Source organism: Ruegeria meonggei (assembly GCF_042768335.1).
In the GTDB taxonomy this organism is placed as follows: domain Bacteria; phylum Pseudomonadota; class Alphaproteobacteria; order Rhodobacterales; family Rhodobacteraceae; genus Ruegeria; species Ruegeria meonggei.
The window spans coordinates 857,793-877,206 of the sequence record NZ_JAXHBT010000001.1 but is presented as its reverse complement, the minus strand read 5'-3'; the positions used below and the strand labels follow the sequence as shown (position 1 = coordinate 877,206).

The 19,414-nt window shown below is 55.0% G+C and carries 17 protein-coding genes and 3 tRNA genes; 9 read left to right on the top strand and 11 right to left on the bottom strand.

The window, feature by feature from the left end:
* Window positions 1-33: 33 nt before the first annotated feature.
* Complete coding sequence (locus SJY13_RS04420; RefSeq protein WP_085823916.1) at window positions 34-345, top strand: DMT family transporter; 312 nt, start codon at window positions 34-36, stop codon at window positions 343-345.
* A 69-nt stretch (window positions 346-414) separates the two neighbouring features.
* On the opposite strand, the gene SJY13_RS04415 is transcribed toward SJY13_RS04420, so the two are convergent.
* On the bottom strand, window positions 415-1,122 hold the full coding sequence (locus tag SJY13_RS04415) for an FkbM family methyltransferase (protein ID WP_377188135.1): 708 nt from the start codon (window positions 1,120-1,122) through the stop codon (window positions 415-417).
* A 191-nt stretch (window positions 1,123-1,313) separates the two neighbouring features.
* On the bottom strand, window positions 1,314-2,063 hold the full coding sequence (gene tpiA, locus SJY13_RS04410; protein WP_377188132.1) for a triose-phosphate isomerase: 750 nt from the start codon (window positions 2,061-2,063) through the stop codon (window positions 1,314-1,316).
* Window positions 2,064-2,188: 125 nt separating this feature from the next.
* Between tpiA and SJY13_RS04405 the strand changes: the two genes are divergently transcribed.
* Window positions 2,189-3,103 carry an isopenicillin N synthase family dioxygenase gene (locus SJY13_RS04405; RefSeq protein ID WP_377188129.1) on the top strand — a complete coding sequence of 305 codons (915 nt, stop codon included), beginning with the start codon at window positions 2,189-2,191 and terminating at the stop codon, window positions 3,101-3,103.
* Here the strand turns inward: SJY13_RS04405 and SJY13_RS04400 are convergent.
* Entirely contained in the window at window positions 3,100-3,465 is a 366-nt protein-coding gene (locus SJY13_RS04400; RefSeq protein ID WP_377188126.1) for a HesB/IscA family protein, read from the bottom strand. The two genes, SJY13_RS04405 and SJY13_RS04400, sit on opposite strands and share 4 nt — an antisense overlap.
* Before the next feature lie 114 nt (window positions 3,466-3,579).
* On the opposite strand from SJY13_RS04400, the gene SJY13_RS04395 reads away from it, so the two are divergent.
* On the top strand, window positions 3,580-4,005 hold the full coding sequence (locus tag SJY13_RS04395) for a hypothetical protein (RefSeq protein WP_377188123.1): 426 nt from the start codon (window positions 3,580-3,582) through the stop codon (window positions 4,003-4,005).
* A gap of 213 nt (window positions 4,006-4,218) precedes the next feature.
* Here SJY13_RS04395 and SJY13_RS04390 read toward each other — a convergent pair whose 3' ends face one another.
* The 3 genes from SJY13_RS04390 to SJY13_RS04380 all read right to left on the bottom strand — a co-directional run bounded on the left by SJY13_RS04390 (window position 4,219) and on the right by SJY13_RS04380 (window position 5,845).
* A complete protein-coding gene (locus tag SJY13_RS04390; protein ID WP_085823911.1) occupies window positions 4,219-4,581 on the bottom strand; it encodes an SUF system Fe-S cluster assembly protein in 363 nt (120 codons plus the stop codon).
* Between the two features lie 95 nt (window positions 4,582-4,676).
* Window positions 4,677-4,955 carry an NfeD family protein gene (locus SJY13_RS04385; protein WP_377188120.1) on the bottom strand — a complete coding sequence of 93 codons (279 nt, stop codon included), beginning with the start codon at window positions 4,953-4,955 and terminating at the stop codon, window positions 4,677-4,679.
* The gene (locus tag SJY13_RS04380) at window positions 4,955-5,845 is read right to left on the bottom strand and encodes an SPFH domain-containing protein (protein WP_085823909.1); all 891 of its coding nucleotides are present in this window, start codon (window positions 5,843-5,845) and stop codon (window positions 4,955-4,957) included. The genes SJY13_RS04385 and SJY13_RS04380 overlap by 1 nt, the downstream gene beginning before the upstream one ends.
* Window positions 5,846-6,019: 174 nt before the next feature.
* On the opposite strand from SJY13_RS04380, the gene SJY13_RS04375 reads away from it, so the two are divergent.
* The 3 genes from SJY13_RS04375 (at window position 6,020) to lon (ending at window position 10,750) form a co-directional block, all read left to right on the top strand.
* Window positions 6,020-6,931 carry a nucleoside hydrolase gene (locus SJY13_RS04375; RefSeq protein ID WP_377188117.1) on the top strand — a complete coding sequence of 304 codons (912 nt, stop codon included), beginning with the start codon at window positions 6,020-6,022 and terminating at the stop codon, window positions 6,929-6,931.
* A 63-nt stretch (window positions 6,932-6,994) separates the two neighbouring features.
* Entirely contained in the window at window positions 6,995-8,125 is a 1,131-nt protein-coding gene (tgt, locus tag SJY13_RS04370; protein WP_377188114.1) for a tRNA guanosine(34) transglycosylase Tgt, read from the top strand.
* Window positions 8,126-8,338: 213 nt separating this feature from the next.
* Window positions 8,339-10,750 carry an endopeptidase La gene (gene lon, locus SJY13_RS04365; protein ID WP_377188111.1) on the top strand — a complete coding sequence of 804 codons (2,412 nt, stop codon included), beginning with the start codon at window positions 8,339-8,341 and terminating at the stop codon, window positions 10,748-10,750.
* A 135-nt stretch (window positions 10,751-10,885) separates the two neighbouring features.
* Here lon and SJY13_RS04360 read toward each other — a convergent pair.
* Window positions 10,886-10,960: transfer RNA gene (locus tag SJY13_RS04360), tRNA-Val, on the bottom strand.
* A 183-nt stretch (window positions 10,961-11,143) separates the two neighbouring features.
* Window positions 11,144-13,000 (bottom strand): M10 family metallopeptidase C-terminal domain-containing protein, encoded by a 1,857-nt coding sequence (locus SJY13_RS04355; protein ID WP_377188108.1) that lies wholly within the window; start codon window positions 12,998-13,000, stop codon window positions 11,144-11,146.
* A 499-nt stretch (window positions 13,001-13,499) separates the two neighbouring features.
* On the opposite strand from SJY13_RS04355, the gene SJY13_RS04350 reads away from it, so the two are divergent.
* The 3 genes from SJY13_RS04350 to uvrA all read left to right on the top strand — a co-directional run bounded on the left by SJY13_RS04350 (window position 13,500) and on the right by uvrA (window position 16,732).
* A tRNA-Asp gene (locus tag SJY13_RS04350) sits at window positions 13,500-13,576 on the top strand.
* A gap of 45 nt (window positions 13,577-13,621) precedes the next feature.
* Window positions 13,622-13,698 (top strand) — tRNA-Asp (locus SJY13_RS04345).
* Window positions 13,699-13,873: 175 nt separating this feature from the next.
* The gene (uvrA, locus tag SJY13_RS04340; RefSeq protein WP_377188105.1) at window positions 13,874-16,732 is read left to right on the top strand and encodes an excinuclease ABC subunit UvrA; all 2,859 of its coding nucleotides are present in this window, start codon (window positions 13,874-13,876) and stop codon (window positions 16,730-16,732) included.
* Window positions 16,733-17,068: 336 nt separating this feature from the next.
* On the opposite strand, the gene SJY13_RS04335 is transcribed toward uvrA, so the two are convergent.
* From SJY13_RS04335 to SJY13_RS04325, 3 genes are all read right to left on the bottom strand, one after another.
* Window positions 17,069-17,401 (bottom strand): hypothetical protein, encoded by a 333-nt coding sequence (locus SJY13_RS04335; protein ID WP_377188102.1) that lies wholly within the window; start codon window positions 17,399-17,401, stop codon window positions 17,069-17,071.
* Between the two features lie 92 nt (window positions 17,402-17,493).
* The gene (gene mmsB, locus SJY13_RS04330) at window positions 17,494-18,366 is read right to left on the bottom strand and encodes a 3-hydroxyisobutyrate dehydrogenase (protein WP_377188099.1); all 873 of its coding nucleotides are present in this window, start codon (window positions 18,364-18,366) and stop codon (window positions 17,494-17,496) included.
* A gap of 3 nt (window positions 18,367-18,369) precedes the next feature.
* Complete coding sequence (locus SJY13_RS04325; RefSeq protein WP_377188096.1) at window positions 18,370-19,410, bottom strand: enoyl-CoA hydratase/isomerase family protein; 1,041 nt, start codon at window positions 19,408-19,410, stop codon at window positions 18,370-18,372.
* Between the last annotated feature and the right edge of the window lie 4 nt (window positions 19,411-19,414).

Below are 19,414 nucleotides of genomic sequence, written 5' to 3'. Positions count from 1 at the left end.
TTCGGGACGACCCGAAAGGTACGAGGTGTTCTTATGCCCTGGATTTTTCTGTTATTCGCTGGACTTTTGGAAATCGTTTGGGCGGTCGCCATGAAGCAATCGGCGGGGTTCACGCGGCTTTGGCCGACAGCGATCATGGGCGTGTCTATGATCGGTTCTTTTGGCCTTTTGGCGCTGGCGATGCGGACTTTGCCGCTGGGCACGGCCTATGTTATCTGGACCGGTATCGGTGCCGTAGGCGCGTTTCTTGTCGGTGTGATGTTGCTGGGCGAAACCGTCAACCCCGGACGCATAATTGCGGCGGTCTTGATTGTGACAGGGCTGGTGACAATGAAACTAGCCTGATCGGGCTTGTGTCACATTTTGCAGGGCGCAATTGGGCCAACGGGCTTTGAACATCACCATCCGTTTGCCTTAACCACGCAGCTTTTTTCTGAGTTGATACCGTTTCCTTTTCCAGAAACCGTCGCGGGAGTGTCGTACCAAACGATGGCTGCACCAATTGTCCGGCTCAACAATTTGTGTGGCGCGCCTCCAATCTTCAGTGCCGAGATTGGGGTTGATGAACACCAGATCAACTTGCCACAAGCATCCCTGTTTGTAACATATGTCCACAATGTCCAGAAGGACAAACCCGGCGGCAACGGCCATCTCGATACGTTTGGAAACGGCAGAAAAGGCTGCCTCAATGATCAGGATCGAGTAGTCCTCAAGCGCTTTCGGCGCGCCTTGCAGGACCATTTCTTCGGCTCCGTCGACGTCGATCTTAATCAGATATGGCGCAGCCGACATATGTTCAGCCACGAACGTATCAATTTTTAGCGTTGGAACCCGGCGAATTTCCTGATCACGACTGTCAACCCCAGTGAGGCTTGAGTGCGTGACTTCGTCTGTGCCACGGATTGAGGAAACCGCAAGATCAGCAAATCCATCCTGATTTGAAACCGCAACATTGTTCAGATCATAGTTAATTCCGGCGTCGCGATAGTTTTGTTCGATCTTGTCGTAGTGATCGGCAACAGGCTCGAACAAGTAGTGCTTTTGGGTGGGAAAAGCCGCCATCAGTTCTCTTGTCTGAAAGTGAATTCCAACATCGATGACACTTTTGACAGGAATTTCCATGTCCCGAATTTGTTGAAGAACCGAATTTTTGCTGGGCTGGCGTTGTTGGCTTTTCACGAGTTCCTCCCGAGGTTGGAATGAACGCACCCGTGGGCGCATTCATGGGCTTTTTGTCTGTTCCTTTATGCATGTTGCGGCGCCTCACTGGCAGAATTCTCCAGGCACAATGTGTGGCGGGGGAGCTGTTGAAATCAAACTTTGGATAAAGCGTCGATGATACCCGAGAAATCTAGCGCTTTCAGGCTGGCACCGCCTACCAGGGCGCCATCAACATTGGATACGGCAAAAATGTCTGAGGCGTTGGTTGGCTTAACCGAACCACCATACAGCAATCGAACCGAACGGCCGACGCCTTCGCCAAAACGGCGCTCAAGGCGGGCGCGGATGAAATCGTGAACCTCACCGATTTCGTTCAGGGTAGGAACCTTGCCGGTGCCAATGGCCCAAATGGGTTCATACGCGACAACCAGGTTCTCTCCGGTAGACTGATCAGGAATTGAGCCGGACAGCTGCCCGCCGATGATATCCAACGTATTGGCCGCGTCGCGCTGTTCCAGGCTTTCGCCTACACAAATGACTGTCTTGAGGCCGACATCCATTGCCGCACGGGCCTTGGCGCGGATGTCGTCGTTTTGCTCACCATAATCCTCGCGCCGCTCCGAATGGCCCAAAATCACCGAGGTCGCCCCCGCATCAGCCAGCATATCCGCACTGATGTCGCCGGTATGCGCGCCCGAGGTCGCGGCATGACAATCCTGACCGCCCACCGCGATATCCGTGCCACCCAACGCTTTCGCTGCGCGGTGCAGCAAAGTTGCGGGCGGGCAGATCAGAACGTCGACCGATGGGGACGGGAATGCGCGGGCCAAAGTTTCCAGCTCAGCCAATGCTGTAGCGGTTCCATTCATCTTCCAATTGCCTGCCGCCAGCTTGCGCCGCATGTCGCGTTCTCCCTGAATTAACTAAATGTTCCCAGACCCGGATAACACCGCCAACACAGTCTGACAATTCTGGTTGCAGAGCGTGCAACAAAACGGCAGGTTCCGCCGAAAGAGGTATCGTCAGAATGATCCAAAATCTTGATCTGGAAAAACTGGACCAGCGTGATCCCGCTGAGCTGGCCAAACTGCAAAGCGCGGTTCAGGACGTGGGCTTTTTGACCGTGTCTAACACTGGGCTGGACAACGATCGGATACGTCAGGTGATTGGCGCCTATCGCGCGTTTTTTCATTTGCCCGAAACAGAAAAGAACCAGGTTGATATGGCCGCCACCGGGTCAAACCGGGGGTGGGGCGCCTCGCAATCCGAACAGGTCGATCCCGAGGCGAACCCGGATTTCAAAGAGGTGTTTGACTGCGGTTATGAGGTGCCTGCTGGAAACCGCTATCATGACGCGGACCTCAGTGTTTATGCGCCGAACCTGTGGCCGGACAATCCACCTGAATTCAGACCGACGATACAGGCCTATTATTCCGACGCCTGCACCGTCGCGATGCGTGTTCTGCGGGCGATCGCCGCAGCACTTGGGCGGGATGCGAACAGCTTTGACAGCGGATTTGATACCCCGATGGCCCTGTTGCGTGGCAACTACTATCCTCAGCGCCCATCATGGGCAGGGGATCGGGATTTCGGGATTGGCGCACACACGGATTACGGCTGCCTGACCTTGCTGGCCACAGACGGGACCGCAGGGCTTGAGGTCTTTATGCCTGATCAGAGTTGGGAACGGGTCGAGGCCGCACCCGGAACCTTTGTAATCAATTTCGGCGAGATGCTTGAGTTCTGGACAGCGGGGCAGGTCAAAGCCACGCTGCACCGAGTGGTCGGCGACGCGCATGAAAGACTGTCGGTTCCGCTGTTTTTTAACCCGTCATATGACACAAACGTGGCGCCACCGGATTCAGGCGAAACGATCCGCGCCGGTGCGCATCTGACACAGCGATTCAATGAGACTTACGTCCACCTGCAGGCGGCATCTTAGGCTTGAGGTGTCAAACCTTCGTCAAATTTGATTGACTCACCACAACCACAGGCATCGACGACATTTGGATTGCGGAACTTGAACCCGGATTCCAATAGCGATACTTCATAGTCGATCTCGGTTCCGAACAGGAACATCTGGGCCATAGGCGCGATCATGATCCGCGCGCCGTCCTGTTCGACGACTTCGTCATTTGTGTCGGGCTGGTCAACATACTCCATCGTATATTCCATACCGGCACAGCCGCCCTTCTTGACGCCAATGCGCAAACCCGCATGACCGCCCTGATCCATTAGGCGGGCGATCTGCTCTGCAGCCTTCGCAGTCATGGTAACAGCCTGTTTGCCGGGAATGCCGAACATGAAGATCTCCGTCGTCGCGTGTTGCCTATAACTTAGTGCCCTGAGGCAGCGGGCTCAAGGTGCAGCAGCCCTGCTTACCTAACTTTTCTGGTAAGGTAGATCGAGGATGTGATTTTGGGACTTAAGACAGCTTGCTTTTTGAAACAAGCTGCCCATAGCCTAAGGCACCTTAGGTTCAGGCAGTTTCAAAACAGGATGAATAAAATGGCGACCGGAAAAGATATTATTAAAGCCATGGTGTTGGCAGCAGCTCTTGGTGTGTTTTCAATCTCCTCGGGTTCTGTTTTGGCAGACACCAAACCGGACAGGCATCCCGTCAATTGCGCAACCGCCGAAGGTGACCTGAGGGCAATTGCCGCAGAAAAGAAACATGCTCAGGACCAGCAGGTGGAAAGTGTCATCTCCATCTTGCCAGCCGGTGCCTTGCTGGGGTTGGTAACCGGCACAGAAGACAAGAGATTGTCCATGTTGTCAGGGGATTACGTGAAGGCGTTGGATGAACGTGCTGCTGAGATCAAATCTACCTGCGGCGTCAAGTAACTGCGTTACAGCCTTTGCGATTAAAAAGACCGCTCTCGGGCAAGAGCGGTCCAAATCTCTGGCCGGTTTTGGGGGGCGGCACATATGTTTCCGGTCCGGGCTGGGTATGTAACCAGGGCCGATACCGGCACTATTCCCAAACTGTGTGACGCTTTTTTGTGGTTGTGTAACGGAGAGACAAAGCTTTTATGACAAAAACCCAGTCTGTCAGGTTCACATAAACCCTAGCTCCAGCCGCGCCTCGTCTGACATCATTTCCATGCCCCAGGGCGGCTCCCATGTCAGCTCGACATCAACTTCTTTGACGCCTGCAACGGGTTCAATCGCCTCAACAATCCAGCCCGGCATTTCACCTGCAACGGGGCATCCGGGCGCTGTCAGTGTCATGATTACTTTCACCGCGTTTTCGCCAGTAATGTCGATGGTGTAGATCAGACCCAGATCGTAGATATTTACAGGAATCTCCGGGTCATAGACCGTTCGGCAGGCGTCGACCACCGCCTCGTAAAGGGGATGTTCAATCGTTGAAGGCGCGATCAGCGGAGTGCCTTCAAACTGTTCACTGGGATGCGTCATGCGTGCCTCGGGGCTGTTTTCTGACCATTTATATAGGGAATGCCTGCGGCAGCGTCCAGAGGTGCAGTGGCACCCTTTGCGGGCGCCAGCCGCGTTTATTCGTTAATGTCGTGGTTGAAAGTCTTCACCTGGCCATGGGGTAGCGAGAACATGCGCCGCAGGATCAGCCACGAGATCAGGGACAATGTTGAAAAGATCAGCATCAGGATTGGCAGGGACGGGGCGAGGCCCGGAATCAGCAGCAACAACCCTGTCACCGCAGCACCGATGGCGAAGCCAAGGAAAATAAAGCCGGGCAACACGATCTCAAGAATACCCAGCGCCAGAGCGGCAGCCAGCCATAGCCACCAGGTCAGCCAGAAGGGATCGGCCATTATCTGCCTCCTTTCAGCATCTTAAAGGCGTCACCGAATGCCTCAAGCGCATTAGCAGGAACCACGATGGTCTGCGAACCGGTGCCATTGCCCAAAGCATTCAGAGCCTCGACCTGTTTCAACGCCACCTGATACTGGGCGGCCTCAATACCATTTTCCTGAATGGCCTTGGCGACCACACTTGTGGCATAGGCTTCAGCCTCGGCCTGAATTCGGCGGGCTTTGGCGGTTTGTTCGGCGGCATACAACTCGGCATCGGCCTGCAGCTCGACCGAGCGTTTCAGGCCTTCCGCCTCGGTCACCTGCGCGCGCCGGGCACGTTCGGCGTTCAGCTGCTGCAGCATCGCGTCGCGGGTGGCTTGATCCAGGTTAACGTCCAGAATCTCGGCCCGGGTTACTTCGATACCCCAGTCATCAACAGCAGTCTCAACGCTTTCCTGAATACGATCAATCAGTTGAGACCTGTTGGACTGAACCTCATCCAGGTCCATTTTACCGATTTCCGCCCGCACGATCCCGGCCACGGTTGTTGCAATCGCGCCGTCTACGTCACGGATACGGTACACGGTCTTTTCCGGTTCAAGGATGCGGTAGAACACCGATGTATCGATTTGCACCAACACGTTGTCCTTGGTGATCGCGTCCTGCGTCGCGTTTGGCAACTGACGTTCAAGAATGGATATCTTGTGACGTGCAACATCCAGAAACGGAACAATAAAGTTGATCCCGGGGCCAAGCACCGAATGCAGGCGCCCGAACCGTTCGACCACGTATTTTTCGGATTGCGGGACGATTTTGATGCCCTTGAGAATAACGACAACGATCAAAACGGCCGCAAGTACGTAAATGATGTTCGACGTCAACAATCCAATAATCTGGTCTTCGGTCATAACTGTCCTCATTATTGTGTACTATAGTATACATTTGGGGGTTGAGTCGCCAAATTACAACTCAGGTATGAAGAGATTGGACGCGGAAGCAAATCTTAGAACCTGTGTGGGCGAGGTGGAAATTTCAGAATGTGACCGCTTTGCATCCTGTTGCGATTGCGCTATCGGGCAGGGATGAAACTGATTATCGACACAGACCCCGGAATCGACGACGCCATGGCGATTGCCTATGCCGCCGCTGCACCTGAGATCGACCTGATCGGCCTGACAACCGTATTCGGTAACACGCATGTGCATCAATCCAGCCGTAACGCCCGGTTTTTGCTTGATAAGCTGGGGTTGGAGGCACCAGTGGCCGAGGGGGCTGCGTTTGCCTTGGGCGAAACCAGCCATGCACCATCCGAGCATGTGCACGGGCCCGAAGGGTTTGGGGATATCACCGAGATTCCTCAGATCGGGGCCAACCATCGGTTGTCCGCAGCTGAGTTTTTGGTCGAAATGGCACGCCAACATAAAGGTGAGCTGGTTGTGTGCGCCGTCGGTCCATTGACCAATATTGCCGAAGCGATACGGCTGGACCCAAGCTTTGCCTGCAACATCCAACGTTTGGTAATTATGGGCGGGGCTGTTTATTGTCCCGGAAACATCACAGAACACGCCGAGGCCAACATCTATCATGATGCCAGCGCTGCGGACGCGGTTTTTGCCGCCCCGCCGGATACCGTGCTGGTAGGTTTGGACGTAACGCTGAAAACGCTTTATGAAACCGCAGACTTTGAGGCTCTGGCCGCTCGCTCTCTGGATATGGGTGGGTTCCTGCGTGATATCTCTCGGTTTTATCTAAAGTTTTACAAAGAGGTCGGTGGTCTGGAAGGCTGCGGCCTGCACGATTCAACGGCTGTGATCGCCTGTACCCACGAACCTATGTTCGAAACCGTCGAGACAGGCCTGCAGGTGATTGTCGAAGGGCCCCAGATCGGCGCAACCCGGCCGGTTACCTCTCGCCCGCCTGTCCGGGTGTGCCGGGATGTAAACGGGGCAGGGGTCGTGTCCCTGTTTACCGAGCGCGTCGCCTCACTGCCCTGACGGGTTGCAAAGAACGGACAGATCAGGCAAATGCTGCCCGGTTCAGCGACCCCGAGGCCCTTCATGACCGACCGATTTTCCTTTGACCTAAAAGCCACCGACGGCAAGGCCAGAACCGGTGTGATCAATACACCGCGCGGCGAAGTTCGCACGCCTGCCTTCATGCCCGTCGGAACGGCCGCGACAGTCAAGGCGATGATGCCGGAAAGCGTGCGCGCCACCGGGGCGGATATCCTGTTGGGCAACACATATCACCTGATGCTGCGCCCAACGGCCGAGCGGATTGATCGATTGGGCGGTCTGCACAAGTTTATGAACTGGGATCGCCCTATCCTGACCAACTCGGGTGGATTTCAGGTCATGTCATTGGCGGGTCTGCGTAAGCTCACCGAAAAGGGCGTAACGTTTAAATCGCATATCGACGGGTCCAAGCATGAATTGACCCCGGAACGGTCGATGGAGATCCAGCGCTTGTTGGGGTCGGACATCGTAATGTGTTTCGACGAATGCCCGGCGCTGCCCGCAGACCGTGACCGTATCGCCGAGTCCATGCGCCTGTCGATGCGATGGGCCGACCGGTCGCGCCAGGCTTTCGGTGATCGTCCTGGCTATGCCCTGTTTGGCATCATGCAAGGCGGGCTGGAACAGGATCTGCGTGAAGAAAGTGCCAAGGCGCTTACGCAGATCGGTTTTGAAGGATACGCCGTTGGCGGTCTGGCCGTAGGAGAGGGGCAGGAGGCAATGTTTGGTTGCCTCGATTACGCGCCCGATTTTCTTCCGGTCGACAAACCAAGATACCTGATGGGCGTGGGCAAGCCGGATGATATCGTCGGTGCAGTCGCGCGCGGGATCGACATGATGGACTGCGTTCTTCCATCCCGCTCGGGCCGCACGGGGCAAGTGTTTACCCGCCACGGAGTTGTGAACATCAAAAACGCGCGCCACGCCGATGATCCGCGCCCGTTGGACGAGTCCTGTTCCTGCCCGGCCTGCACCAAATACTCACGGGCCTATCTGCACCATGTGTTTCGAGCCAATGAGATGATCTCGGGCATGTTGCTGACCTGGCATAACCTGCACTATTTTCAGGAAATCATGCAGGGCATGCGGGATGCTATCGCGACAGGTACGTTCCAAAGCTGGCAGTCAGAATTCCATGCGCAACGCGCGCAAGGGGATATTGAGCCGATTTAAGCTCCGACAATCGGCCTGCTATGTTAAAATCGGTGGATATGTTGTTGCGACGCCTTGCAGTCCGAAAAACCACAGGTCATTCTAATTCAGACAAATGATGATGAGGTTGAAACGGGGCGGTCTCTGCCCCACCTTTATTGTCCAAGACAGGAGATGGCCGAGCGTTGCCTCGATGAGGGACCAGAGCCGTCTTGCCAATGATAAGGATTGAGCATGCAAGAGCCCCTGAATTCTTCGTACCCCGTACTGCCGCTGCGCGATATCGTGGTTTTCCCGCATATGATCGTGCCGCTGTTTGTGGGTCGGGAAAAATCCGTCCGCGCACTGGAAGAGGTGATGCAGGACGACAAACAGATTTTGCTGTCCAGCCAGATTGACCCAGGCGATGACGACCCGGTTCAGGACGGTATTTATCGCTCGGGTGTATTGGCCAACGTTCTGCAGCTGCTGAAGCTGCCGGACGGTACAGTCAAAGTGCTGGTCGAAGGCCAGGCGCGAGTACAGATCACAGAATTTCTGGAAAACGAAGATTTTTTTGAGGCGCGCGCAGAATATCTGACCGAAATTCCGGGCGATGTCACCACAACCGAAGCGCTGCTGCGTACCGTTTCTGATGAGTTCGAGCGCTACGCCAAAGTGCGCAAGAACATCCCCGAAGAAGCGCTTTCTGCCGTCGGCGAAACCGCCGAGCCCGCCAAGCTGGCTGACCTTGTATCGGGCCATTTGGGCATAGAGGTCGAACAAAAACAGGATCTTCTGGAAACCCTCAGCGTCAGCGAGCGGCTGGAAAAGGTCTACGGTTTGATGCAGGGCGAAATGTCTGTTCTGCAAGTCGAAAAAAAGATTAAAACCCGCGTTAAATCCCAAATGGAGAAGACGCAGCGCGAATATTATCTGAATGAGCAGATGAAGGCCATTCAGAAGGAACTTGGCGACGGCGAGGACGGCGGCAACGAAGTTGCTGAACTGGAAGCCAAGATTGCCGAAACCAAACTGTCGAAAGAAGCGCTGGAGAAGGCCGAGGGCGAGCTGAAAAAGCTGCGTAACATGAGCCCGATGTCTGCCGAAGCGACGGTTGTACGCAATTATCTGGACTGGATTCTGTCTCTGCCCTGGGGCACCAAATCCCGCGTCAAAAAAGACTTGGGCCGCGCGCAGACCATTCTGGACGATGACCATTACGGCCTTGAGAAGGTCAAGGAACGGATCGTCGAATACCTGGCCGTTCAGCAGCGCTCGAAAAAGTTGAAGGGGCCGATCCTGTGCCTTGTTGGCCCTCCAGGTGTTGGTAAGACCTCGCTTGGGAAGTCGGTTGCCAAAGCCACGGGGCGCGAGTTCATTCGCATTAGCCTTGGCGGCGTGCGTGACGAATCCGAAATTCGCGGTCACCGCCGGACTTACATCGGCTCGATGCCCGGCAAGATCATTCAGGCGCTGAAAAAGGCGAAAACCACGAACCCGCTTATCCTGCTCGATGAGATCGACAAGATGGGGCAGGATTTCCGTGGCGATCCGGCTTCGGCCATGCTTGAAGTGTTGGACCCGGAACAGAACAGCACATTTATGGATCACTACTTGGAGGTCGAATATGACCTGTCCAACGTGATGTTCCTGACCACGTCCAACAGCTATAACATGCCCGGTCCTTTGCTGGACCGGATGGAGATCATTCCGCTGGCCGGTTACACCGAAGAGGAAAAAAGCGAGATCGCCAAGCAGCACCTGATCGACAAACAGGTCAAAAACCACGGCCTGAAGGACAAAGAGTTTGAACTGACCGATGAGGCACTGCAATCGATCATCCGCACCTATACCCGAGAGGCGGGTGTGCGGAACCTGGAACGTGAGATCGCCAAGGTCGCGCGGAAATCGCTGACTAAGATCATCAAGAAAGAGGCGGATGCGGTCACCGTGACGCCTGAAAACTTGGATGATTTCCTGGGCGTGCCGAAGTTCCGTTATGGTCTGGCTGAACAGGATGATCAGGTTGGTGTTGTCACTGGTCTGGCCTGGACGTCTGTCGGTGGCGATCTGTTGCACATTGAGGCGCTAAAGCTGCCTGGAAAGGGCCGGATGAAGACCACCGGCAAGCTGGGCGATGTGATGAAGGAATCCATCGATGCGGCCTCGTCTTATGTCCGTTCGATTTCGCCTAAGATCGGAGTGAAGCCGCCGAAGTTCGACAAGCTGGATATCCACGTCCACGTGCCGGATGGGGCAACGCCCAAGGACGGACCTTCGGCCGGTTTGGCAATGGTCACCTCGATCGTGTCGGTGCTGACCGGTATTCCGGTGCGCAAGGACATAGCAATGACCGGAGAGGTTTCCCTGCGTGGAAACGCGATGCCGATCGGCGGTTTGAAAGAGAAATTGTTGGCGGCCTTGCGCGGTGGGATCAAAACAGTGCTGATCCCGGAAGAGAACGAAAAGGACCTCGCCGAGATCCCGGACAACGTGAAAGAAGGGCTTGAAATCATTCCCGTTTCCCACGTGTCCGAAGTGCTGAAGCAGGCGCTGGTGCGGGATCCAGAGCCTGTTGAATGGGACGAAGCCGCAGAAGAAGCCGCTGCGGCGGCGGCCAAAGTGACTTCGGACGGAAGTGGTGCTTCAGCAACCGCGCATTAATGTTTCGGGACAAACGATTGGGGCGGGGTCTGTGACCCCGCCCTTTTTTATGAGCAAAGGAATTTTGAATTCAGCGAACTCTCCACCGGATTCGCCGGATAGGCCGCGTCTTGCAAAGATTTACTGAGGGGAGGATGGTGGGTGATAAGAGATTTGAACTCCTGACATCTTCGATGTGAACGAAGCGCTCTACCACTGAGCTAATCACCCGTGCGCAAGCGTATTATAGCGAGTCTTGGAAGTTCGCAAGGGTGCCTGATCAGGATAGGTGAAATTTGGGAAAAAGCAAAAAGGGCAAGCAAAACAGTGTTTTTGTTTCTTGCCCTTTGCAGGTATTGATACCCGTCTGGCATTGAGGGCGCAAAAGACCCTCGCTCTGCAGTTGTTAGGACATCAGAGGATGAAATCGTTGGCCGTCAGGTCGTGCAGCCCTGTCAATTCGATCACCATTTCGCGGGCTTTGTCGGCGTCTGAGTCAATAAAGACATAGGTTCTGTCGTTCGCAGTCCCCGCGGCATCGATTTTCAGATAGGAAATCTCACCTTCCTGAGATGTTGTGATCGGTCCCTGACCCCTGAAGATAAAAGCGTCATCACCGGGCAGAATTTCACTGGCGTCAATCGCGCTCAGGTCGATTTTATCCTCACCAGAGCGGAAATCGCTAATTACATCGGAATAGATCGTTGAATTCGTGCTGTCACGCATCGTTGTGAAGACGAAAGTGTCAGTGCCATTACCGCCGTTCATGAAATCCAGGCCTTTGCCACCTTCAATAATGTCCGCGCCGTTGCCACCGTTTATAGTGTCCTGACCTCTGCCGCCGATCAAAATGTCACTGTGCCTGCCGCCGTTGAGGGTATCGTCGCCCTCTTGTCCATCAAGTGTGTCGCTTCCGTTTCTTCCATTCAGAATGTTGGCAACTTTAGATCCAGTAATCTGGTCATTTGCATCGCTTCCTGAAACATGTTCGATGCTCCGGATGGTATCAAACCCATAGCCGGTGTTTTGCTGACCTTTGTTGGACAGATCCAGATTTATGGACGTGTTCCCGGTAAAGCGTAGCCAGTCATAACCTCCACCACCATTGATGTTGTCGTTTCCGTCGCCCGCGTAGGCGATGATGTTGTCTACTCCGCTTCCACCAGACACAATGTCCGAGCCGTTGTCGCCGGAAAGTGTATCGTTGCCGTCTCCTCCAATGATCTGGTCATTTCCGGACCCGCTATAGATAATGTCGTTTCCAGAGCGACCATCCAGCCAGTTCCCAACTTCATTGCCGATAATTGTGTCCGACATTGTACCACCGACTGCGTTTTCGATTACAACCGAATTGGCGATCGTAAACCCGCCTTGAATACCTGCGGCATAGATCGGCGAGCCACCAGCATCCGAGCCTGAAAGATCCGCATCATTTAGGTTAATGACCGTGTTTCGTTGAACCCCGCCAGCGTAAATCGTGTCATTTCCACCGGTGTCCCAGATCGAAGACCAATGTGTCCCCGCGCCGTTGTATCCGGGCAGGCTGTAGACGTTGTTCCCGGTTGCATTGGATGCCGTTCCGTAGATCGCTTGCAATGCCGCAATATCGAGCGCCATCGGTGTCGCGACGTCGCCGTAGGTATACGTAGTAACCGGGATTGCCTGAGCGTATCCCTCGTTATACGACATGATTGTAAATACACCTTGGTTTTGGCCTTGGTATCCGTAATCACCAAACGGTTGGGAGACACCTGGAAAAATGGACGATCCACCGCCGTTGTCATGTGGATGGGCAAGCCCCAAACCGTGAAGGATTTCGTGCAGAATAACCGAAAAACCAGCGCCGCCCTTTTGGAGGCCCTCAGGGTTGAAGATCACAGAATCATACCCAAAAAGACCAAAAAGGGCTTGGTTTCCGTCGGGAGCAAGTGATGAATCACCCGGAATCTGGTGAAATCCTACACTTCCCGGACCGCCGAGAAAGTCTTGTGAAACCAGAGCGTAGGTGATGTCGACGTCATTGATAAAGGCCCCCCCCCCAGTCAGAAACCCCTGTTCGGAAAAATTCAGCGGAATAATGGTTTCAATAATGTCGAAGGCTGCACGAACTGCAGATTTCATCGCTAATGAGAAAGCGCTGTCGCCGTAGTAACCAGGGTCAAAAGAATAGGTGATGGTGCCGCCAGACCAGGAAGATCCCCAGATCAGACTGTCGACAAATGGATTTCCTGTGGGGTTGTTACCAGGAGAGTTACTTACTGCGATTGCCATAATTTACTACCGTTTCCGTGTCTTTCGCATCCTGATCCTGGCAGCATTGTACCGGGTTTGGATGCGTTTCATTTTTGAAGTTCTAAACGCAAAAATCATCGCGTTTCTGACTGCCGACATAGTCGAAATCTAAGGCGGGGATTTCAAGGCGCAAATGTGTCTTACTCTTGGCTGTTGCGGGTATTGTTGCATTGGTTCAACGGATCATCCAATCAGTGTGCTTTTGACGGTGGTTTATTGGTCCATATGTACATTTTAGTCAGCGACAGCGGTCTTAGTGTGGCTCTGCAGGTGGCAAAATCTCGCGTCATCTATCACGGTCGCAACCTGTTAGAAAGGATGGCGAATCCGGTAAATTTCGCCAGTCGGACCACTCTGCCGATTTTCGATCCTTGACCAACAATTTTTCCCGTTCCGGCGAAAAACTTGAAAACGCCGCTTGACGATGTCGGGGCGTACCCATAATACACCCCAACGTTCAGCAATGAACGGGCAGCGGGCGGTTGTAGCTCAGATGGTTAGAGTACCGGCCTGTCACGCCGGGGGTCGCGGGTTCGAGCCCCGTCAACCGCGCCATCGCTGTCAGCCTGGGTCCGGGTAAATGGACAACGAAATAGATGCGCGGTTGTAGCTCAGCTGGTTAGAGTACCGGCCTGTCACGCCGGGGGTCGCGGGTTCGAGCCCCGTCAACCGCGCCATTTATTCCTGAATTCACCGTTTCCTCGAACATGTCGTCAGATTGCATGCGCTTTGGCATAAGCTGTCAGGAGTGATCGGTTATTCGCCGCCAGTTCTCACTTTGTTCTAACTTTTCTATTGGAGACTCAGCGCCGCTCGCCTATTTCTAGGTTTCATGTGTGTTGGGGGCCAAAAATGGCTGAGATGAAGAATATCGAGGTGCGCGGCGCGCGCGAACATAACCTCAAAAACATCGATGTGGATATTCCGCGCGATCAGCTGGTGGTGATCACCGGATTGTCGGGCTCGGGTAAGTCTTCGCTGGCGTTCGACACGATCTATGCGGAAGGGCAGCGGCGCTATGTCGAAAGCCTGTCTGCCTATGCACGGCAGTTTCTGGACATGATGGAAAAGCCGGATGTGGACCATATCAGCGGTCTGTCCCCGGCAATTTCGATTGAACAGAAAACCACCTCGAAAAACCCGCGCTCAACAGTGGGCACGGTCACCGAGATCTACGACTATCTGCGCCTGTTGTTTGCTCGCGCAGGCACGCCCTATAGCCCGGCCACCGGCCAGCCCATCGAGGCCCAGCAGGTGCAGGATATGGTCGACCGCATCATGACGATGGAGGAGGGGACGCGTGGCTATTTGCTGGCCCCGATCGTGCGCGACCGCAAGGGAGAATACAAAAAAGAGTTCCTGGAACTGCGCAAGCAGGGTTTTCAGCGCGTAAAAGTGGATGGAGAGTTCTATGAGCTCGACGAACCGCCCACGTTGGACAAGAAGTTCCGGCATGACATCGACGTGGTGGTTGACCGTTTGGTGGTGCGCGAAGGGATGGGGACTCGGCTGGCCGACAGTCTGCGGACCGCATTGGATCTGGCCGACGGCATTGCCATTCTGGAAACCGCGCCGCGCGAAAGCGATCCCGAGCGCATCACGTTCAGTGAGAACTTTGCCTGCCCGGTCAGTGGCTTCACGATCCCCGAGATCGAACCGCGTTTGTTTTCCTTCAACGCTCCATTTGGGGCTTGTCCCGATTGTGACGGTCTGGGTGTTGAGCTGTTTTTTGACGAACGGCTGGTGGTGCCGGACCAGACACTCAAACTATATGACGGGGCGCTGGCCCCCTGGCGCAAGGGTAAGTCACCGTACTTCCTCCAAACCATCGAGGCCATTGCGCAACATTACGAGTTTGACAAGAACACACCATGGAAAGACCTGCCCGCGAAGGTTCAGCAGGTGTTTCTGCGCGGATCCGGCGATGAGGAAATCCAATTCCGTTATGATGAAGGCGGAAGGGTTTATCAGGTCACCCGCAGTTTCGAAGGCGTGATTCCGAACATGGAACGCCGTTATCGCGAGACCGACAGCGCCTGGATTCGGGAAGAGTTCGAACGGTATCAGAACAACCGCTCTTGCGGCGCATGCCACGGCTATCGTCTGCGACCAGAGGCGCTGGCCGTCAAGATTGCCAAGCTGCATGTGGGTCAGGTGGTCAAGATGTCCATCCGAGAGGCTTTGGCCTGGATTGAGGACGCCCCCAATCACTTGAGTGTTCAGAAAAATGAGATCGCGCGCGCCATCCTCAAGGAAATCCGCGAACGACTTGGGTTTCTGAATAACGTTGGTTTGGAATATCTTACGCTATCCCGCTCGAGTGGCACCCTTTCCGGCGGCGAGAGCCAGCGGATCAGATTGGCCAGTCAGATCGGTTCGGGCCTGACGGGTGTTTTGTATGTGCTGGATGAACCCTCAATCGGGTTGCACCAGCGCGACAATGACCGCCTGTTGGGGACCCTCAAAAATCTGCGGGATCAGGGCAATACGGTGATTGTTGTTGAGCATGACGAAGAAGCCATTCGAGAGGCCGATTACGTGTTCGATATTGGCCCCGGTGCCGGGGTTCATGGCGGGCAGGTGGTCAGCAAGGGCACGCCCGACCAGATCGCTGCGGATGCTGCGTCGATGACGGGTCAGTATCTGTCGGGCACGCGTGAAATCTCGGTCCCGGTTGAAAGGCGCAAGGGCAACAAGAAGAAGGTTACTGTTGTCAAAGCCACAGGAAACAACCTGAGAAATGTCACTGCCGAATTTCCGCTTGGCAAATTTGTCTGCGTGACTGGCGTGTCGGGTGGCGGGAAATCCACATTGACGATTGAGACGCTGTTCAAAACCGCTTCGATGCGCCTGAACGGCGCGCGCCAGACACCTGCGCCCTGTGAGACGATCAAAGGGTTGGAACATCTGGACAAGGTCATTGACATTGATCAACGACCGATTGGTCGGACTCCGCGTTCGAATCCAGCAACTTACACCGGTGCCTTCACTCCGATCCGCGATTGGTTTGCCGGGCTGCCCGAGGCCAAGGCGCGGGGATACAAGCCCGGGCGGTTCAGCTTTAACGTCAAGGGCGGCCGGTGCGAGGCCTGTCAAGGCGACGGCGTCATCAAGATTGAGATGCACTTTCTGCCTGACGTCTACGTCACCTGCGAGACTTGCAAGGGTGCGCGCTATAACCGCGAGACGCTTGAGATCAAATTCAAGGGCAAGTCCATCGCGGATGTCCTTGATATGACCGTAGAAGACGCGCAGGACTTCTTTAAAGCCGTGCCGTCGATCCGCGACAAGATGGATGCGCTGGCACGCGTTGGTCTGGGCTATATCAAGGTTGGGCAGCAAGCGACCACGCTTTCAGGCGGGGAAGCGCAGCGGGTGAAGCTGTCAAAGGAACTATCCAAACGCTCGACCGGGCGAACGCTGTATATTCTGGATGAACCGACAACTGGCCTGCACTTCGAAGACGTGCGCAAGTTGTTGGAAGTGCTTCATGAATTGGTCGATCAGGGCAATACGGTTGTGGTGATCGAGCACAATTTGGACGTTGTCAAAACCGCTGACCACATCATCGATATCGGTCCTGAAGGGGGCGATGGTGGTGGTGAAATCGTGGCCATCGGAACGCCTGAAGACGTAGCCGCTGTCGAGTGCAGCCATACTGGCCATTATCTGAATCAGATGTTGAACCCGGAACAAGTTGCGGCGGAATAACTTCCGTCGCAGCCTGCAGCGTATGTGAGTTCGGAAATGGGCCAGTCGTAACATGAACTTACGGCACGGATGCGGTGGCAAAATGGAATCGCAAAGCTAAAGCTGCAACCTCTTGCCAGCCGGCGGCATGAGGACGTCAAATTGAATTGTGCGAACCCTACGTTCAGATCGGCTGGTTCCCTCAGGGCCCTGACAAGATCAGGCGCTGCTTTCGTTTGTTTCAAGAAAGAAAAATGAGCGTGAAGTCGCTGCAGCTCTTCAGCGGCTGTGATCTAACCCACTGATTGTGTTAATTTTTAACAGGGAGCGTTAGATGCGGAATCCTTTAGGTAAGGATCAATACAGAATGTCGGCCACTGCTCCGATGAGGTTCAGCACTTTTTGCGTGTCTGGGTCGACGCGGTAAACGTAATCTCCAGCGCGAATATAGTACCCGTCCCGGCGCAACCCATATCGGTTGGGATCATTGATCCAGCGATAGTCGCGGGTGATGTAATCGCCTTTCTTGTAGTAGTTTTTTGCCTGACCCGGTGGCACGCATGGAACTGCCTTTTTGGCAAGACCCGGCGGGCAGTGTCCAGCTTTGCCACTACCATTGCCCGCCGAAGCAAGGGTCGGAGTCAATACAAAAGCGAAAACCGCTAAAGTGACAGGCAATATGCGCGACATCCTAATTCCTTTGACCTCTACGGTGGATCTTTAGACAGATGGTCGCTTGTTGTCTGGTGGTCAACCCTGTGGGCAACTCCCCGCCGATGGGGTCATCCGCGACCGCGTTTTTCAAAGCGTGGCAACATGGCCGAGAAATCCTTACCCAGTCCGCCTTCGGTTTCGACGAATTGCTCATACAATTTGGTTGCGGCCTGTCCCATCGGCGTATCCGCGTCAGAGCTTTCGGCGGCCTGCTGGCTGAGACGTAAATCCTTCAGCATCAGCTCGGCTGCGAAACCGGGCTGGTAACCATTGTCAGACGGGCTTTGCGGCCCGACACCGGGGGCGGGGCAGTACGCGTTCATCGTCCAGCTATATCCTGAGGATGTGCTGACCACGTCGAACATCTTTTGCCGGTCCAGCCCAAGCTTGTCTGCCAGGGCGAATGCCTCGCAGGTTGCGATCATAGTCACGCCCAAGATCATGTTATTGCAAATCTTGGCAGCTTGACCCGCGCCAGATTCGCCACAATGAACGGCCTTCTGGCCCATTATGTCGAACAGGGGGGATGCCTTGGCAAAACCTGCGTTACTACCACCCGCCATGAAGGTCAGTGTTCCGGCCGCTGCTCCTCCGATGCCACCGGATACGGGAGCGTCTACGGCCAAAACGCCTGCGTCTTTGGCCTGATCAGCGACGGCGCGGGCGCTGTCGACATCAACAGTTGAACAATCGATCCAAACGGAACCTGATTGCATCGCCGGAAGGATCTCATCCGCGACTGCACGCAGGATTTGACCATTCGGCAACATCGTTATGACGATATCGGCACCCGCTGCGGCCTCGGGTCCGGACGCAGCCATGCTGACGCCAGAAACCGTGACGTCGGCCATGTCAAAACCCGTTACCGTATGGCCCGCCTTGGCAAGGTTGGCAGCCATCGGATTACCCATGTTGCCCAAACCGATAAACCCGATTTTCATTGCTCAGTTCTCCTCGAATGTCAGCGTGTCTTTGCCAAGCGGTTGCAGCATCTTTGAGACGGTCACCGCCGGCACGTTCAGATCGGCAAACTGCCAACGCGGGTTGCGATCCTTGTCGATGATCTGTGCGCGGATGCCTTCGATGAAATCGCCATGCTCCATTGCGCGAAAGGTGAAGCGGTATTCAAGTTCCAGCGCTTTTCGCAGCGTAAGCGTCGGGCTGCGCAGACGATGCAGCATTTCCACCGTACACGCCATAGAGATCGGTGCGTTGCGCGTCATGAGGGTCAGCGCCGCAGCAGCGATATCGTCGTCCGAGCGGCGCAACGTATTCAAGATGTCACCTAACCCCTCACCGCCAAACAAAGCATCGATCCGCTGTTGCTGGTCTTTCAGCGTGCTGGTGGGTGGTTCCGCAGCGTGCTGCGCCAACAGGCTGGCATTGCCCGAGGCCTCAAGCATCTGGATCAGGCCCGGCCATTGTTCCAATGGGATGTAATGATCAGCAAATCCGGCAGTAAGGGCGTCGCCGGGGCCCATTCGGTGGCCGGTCGTGCCTAGGTATTCGCCCAGACGCCCCGGTGCCAGCGCCAGCATCAGCGTGCTGCCGACATCCGGAACCAAACCGATTGAACATTCCGGGAGGGCAATTTTTGAGCTTTCACCAACAATGCGATGACTTCCATGACAGCCGATGCCAACCCCTCCGCCCATTGTGAAGCCTTGCAGAAAGCTGACGACGGGTTTGGGATACTCAAAAATCAGGGCGTTCAGCCGGTATTCATCCTGCCAGAAGGTACGTCCGAATTGATAGTCCTGTTTTAGGCCCGCCGCATAAAGGTCGGCAATATCGCCGCCGGCGCAAAAGGCTTTCTCACCCAGGGCGTCGAAGATCACCAGATCAACCGCGTCATCCTCGCGCCAATTGCGAAGGGCGGTATCGATGGCCATGCACATGTCATAGGTCAGCGCATTAAGCGCATTGGGCCGTGTCAGCGTAATGCGTCCGGCGCGCCCCGAGATGCGAATGTCGATATCTGCCATTTTA

What these genes read in the sequence shown, in the direction of transcription:
- SJY13_RS04420 (WP_085823916.1), top strand. Translation starts at nt 34, where the DNA reads ATGCCCTGGATTTTTCTGTTATTCGCTGGACTTTTGGAAATCGTTTGG.
- SJY13_RS04415 (WP_377188135.1), bottom strand. Translation starts at nt 1,122, where the DNA reads ATGGAAATTCCTGTCAAAAGTGTCATCGATGTTGGAATTCACTTTCAG.
- tpiA (WP_377188132.1), bottom strand. Translation starts at nt 2,063, where the DNA reads ATGCGGCGCAAGCTGGCGGCAGGCAATTGGAAGATGAATGGAACCGCT.
- SJY13_RS04405 (WP_377188129.1), top strand. Translation starts at nt 2,189, where the DNA reads ATGATCCAAAATCTTGATCTGGAAAAACTGGACCAGCGTGATCCCGCT.
- SJY13_RS04400 (WP_377188126.1), bottom strand. Translation starts at nt 3,465, where the DNA reads ATGTTCGGCATTCCCGGCAAACAGGCTGTTACCATGACTGCGAAGGCT.
- SJY13_RS04390 (WP_085823911.1), bottom strand. Translation starts at nt 4,581, where the DNA reads ATGACGCATCCCAGTGAACAGTTTGAAGGCACTCCGCTGATCGCGCCT.
- SJY13_RS04385 (WP_377188120.1), bottom strand. Translation starts at nt 4,955, where the DNA reads ATGGCCGATCCCTTCTGGCTGACCTGGTGGCTATGGCTGGCTGCCGCT.
- SJY13_RS04380 (WP_085823909.1), bottom strand. Translation starts at nt 5,845, where the DNA reads ATGACCGAAGACCAGATTATTGGATTGTTGACGTCGAACATCATTTAC.
- SJY13_RS04375 (WP_377188117.1), top strand. Translation starts at nt 6,020, where the DNA reads ATGAAACTGATTATCGACACAGACCCCGGAATCGACGACGCCATGGCG.
- tgt (WP_377188114.1), top strand. Translation starts at nt 6,995, where the DNA reads ATGACCGACCGATTTTCCTTTGACCTAAAAGCCACCGACGGCAAGGCC.
- lon (WP_377188111.1), top strand. Translation starts at nt 8,339, where the DNA reads ATGCAAGAGCCCCTGAATTCTTCGTACCCCGTACTGCCGCTGCGCGAT.
- SJY13_RS04355 (WP_377188108.1), bottom strand. Translation starts at nt 13,000, where the DNA reads ATGGCAATCGCAGTAAGTAACTCTCCTGGTAACAACCCCACAGGAAAT.
- uvrA (WP_377188105.1), top strand. Translation starts at nt 13,874, where the DNA reads ATGGCTGAGATGAAGAATATCGAGGTGCGCGGCGCGCGCGAACATAAC.
- SJY13_RS04335 (WP_377188102.1), bottom strand. Translation starts at nt 17,401, where the DNA reads ATGTCGCGCATATTGCCTGTCACTTTAGCGGTTTTCGCTTTTGTATTG.
- mmsB (WP_377188099.1), bottom strand. Translation starts at nt 18,366, where the DNA reads ATGAAAATCGGGTTTATCGGTTTGGGCAACATGGGTAATCCGATGGCT.
- SJY13_RS04325 (WP_377188096.1), bottom strand. Translation starts at nt 19,410, where the DNA reads ATGGCAGATATCGACATTCGCATCTCGGGGCGCGCCGGACGCATTACG.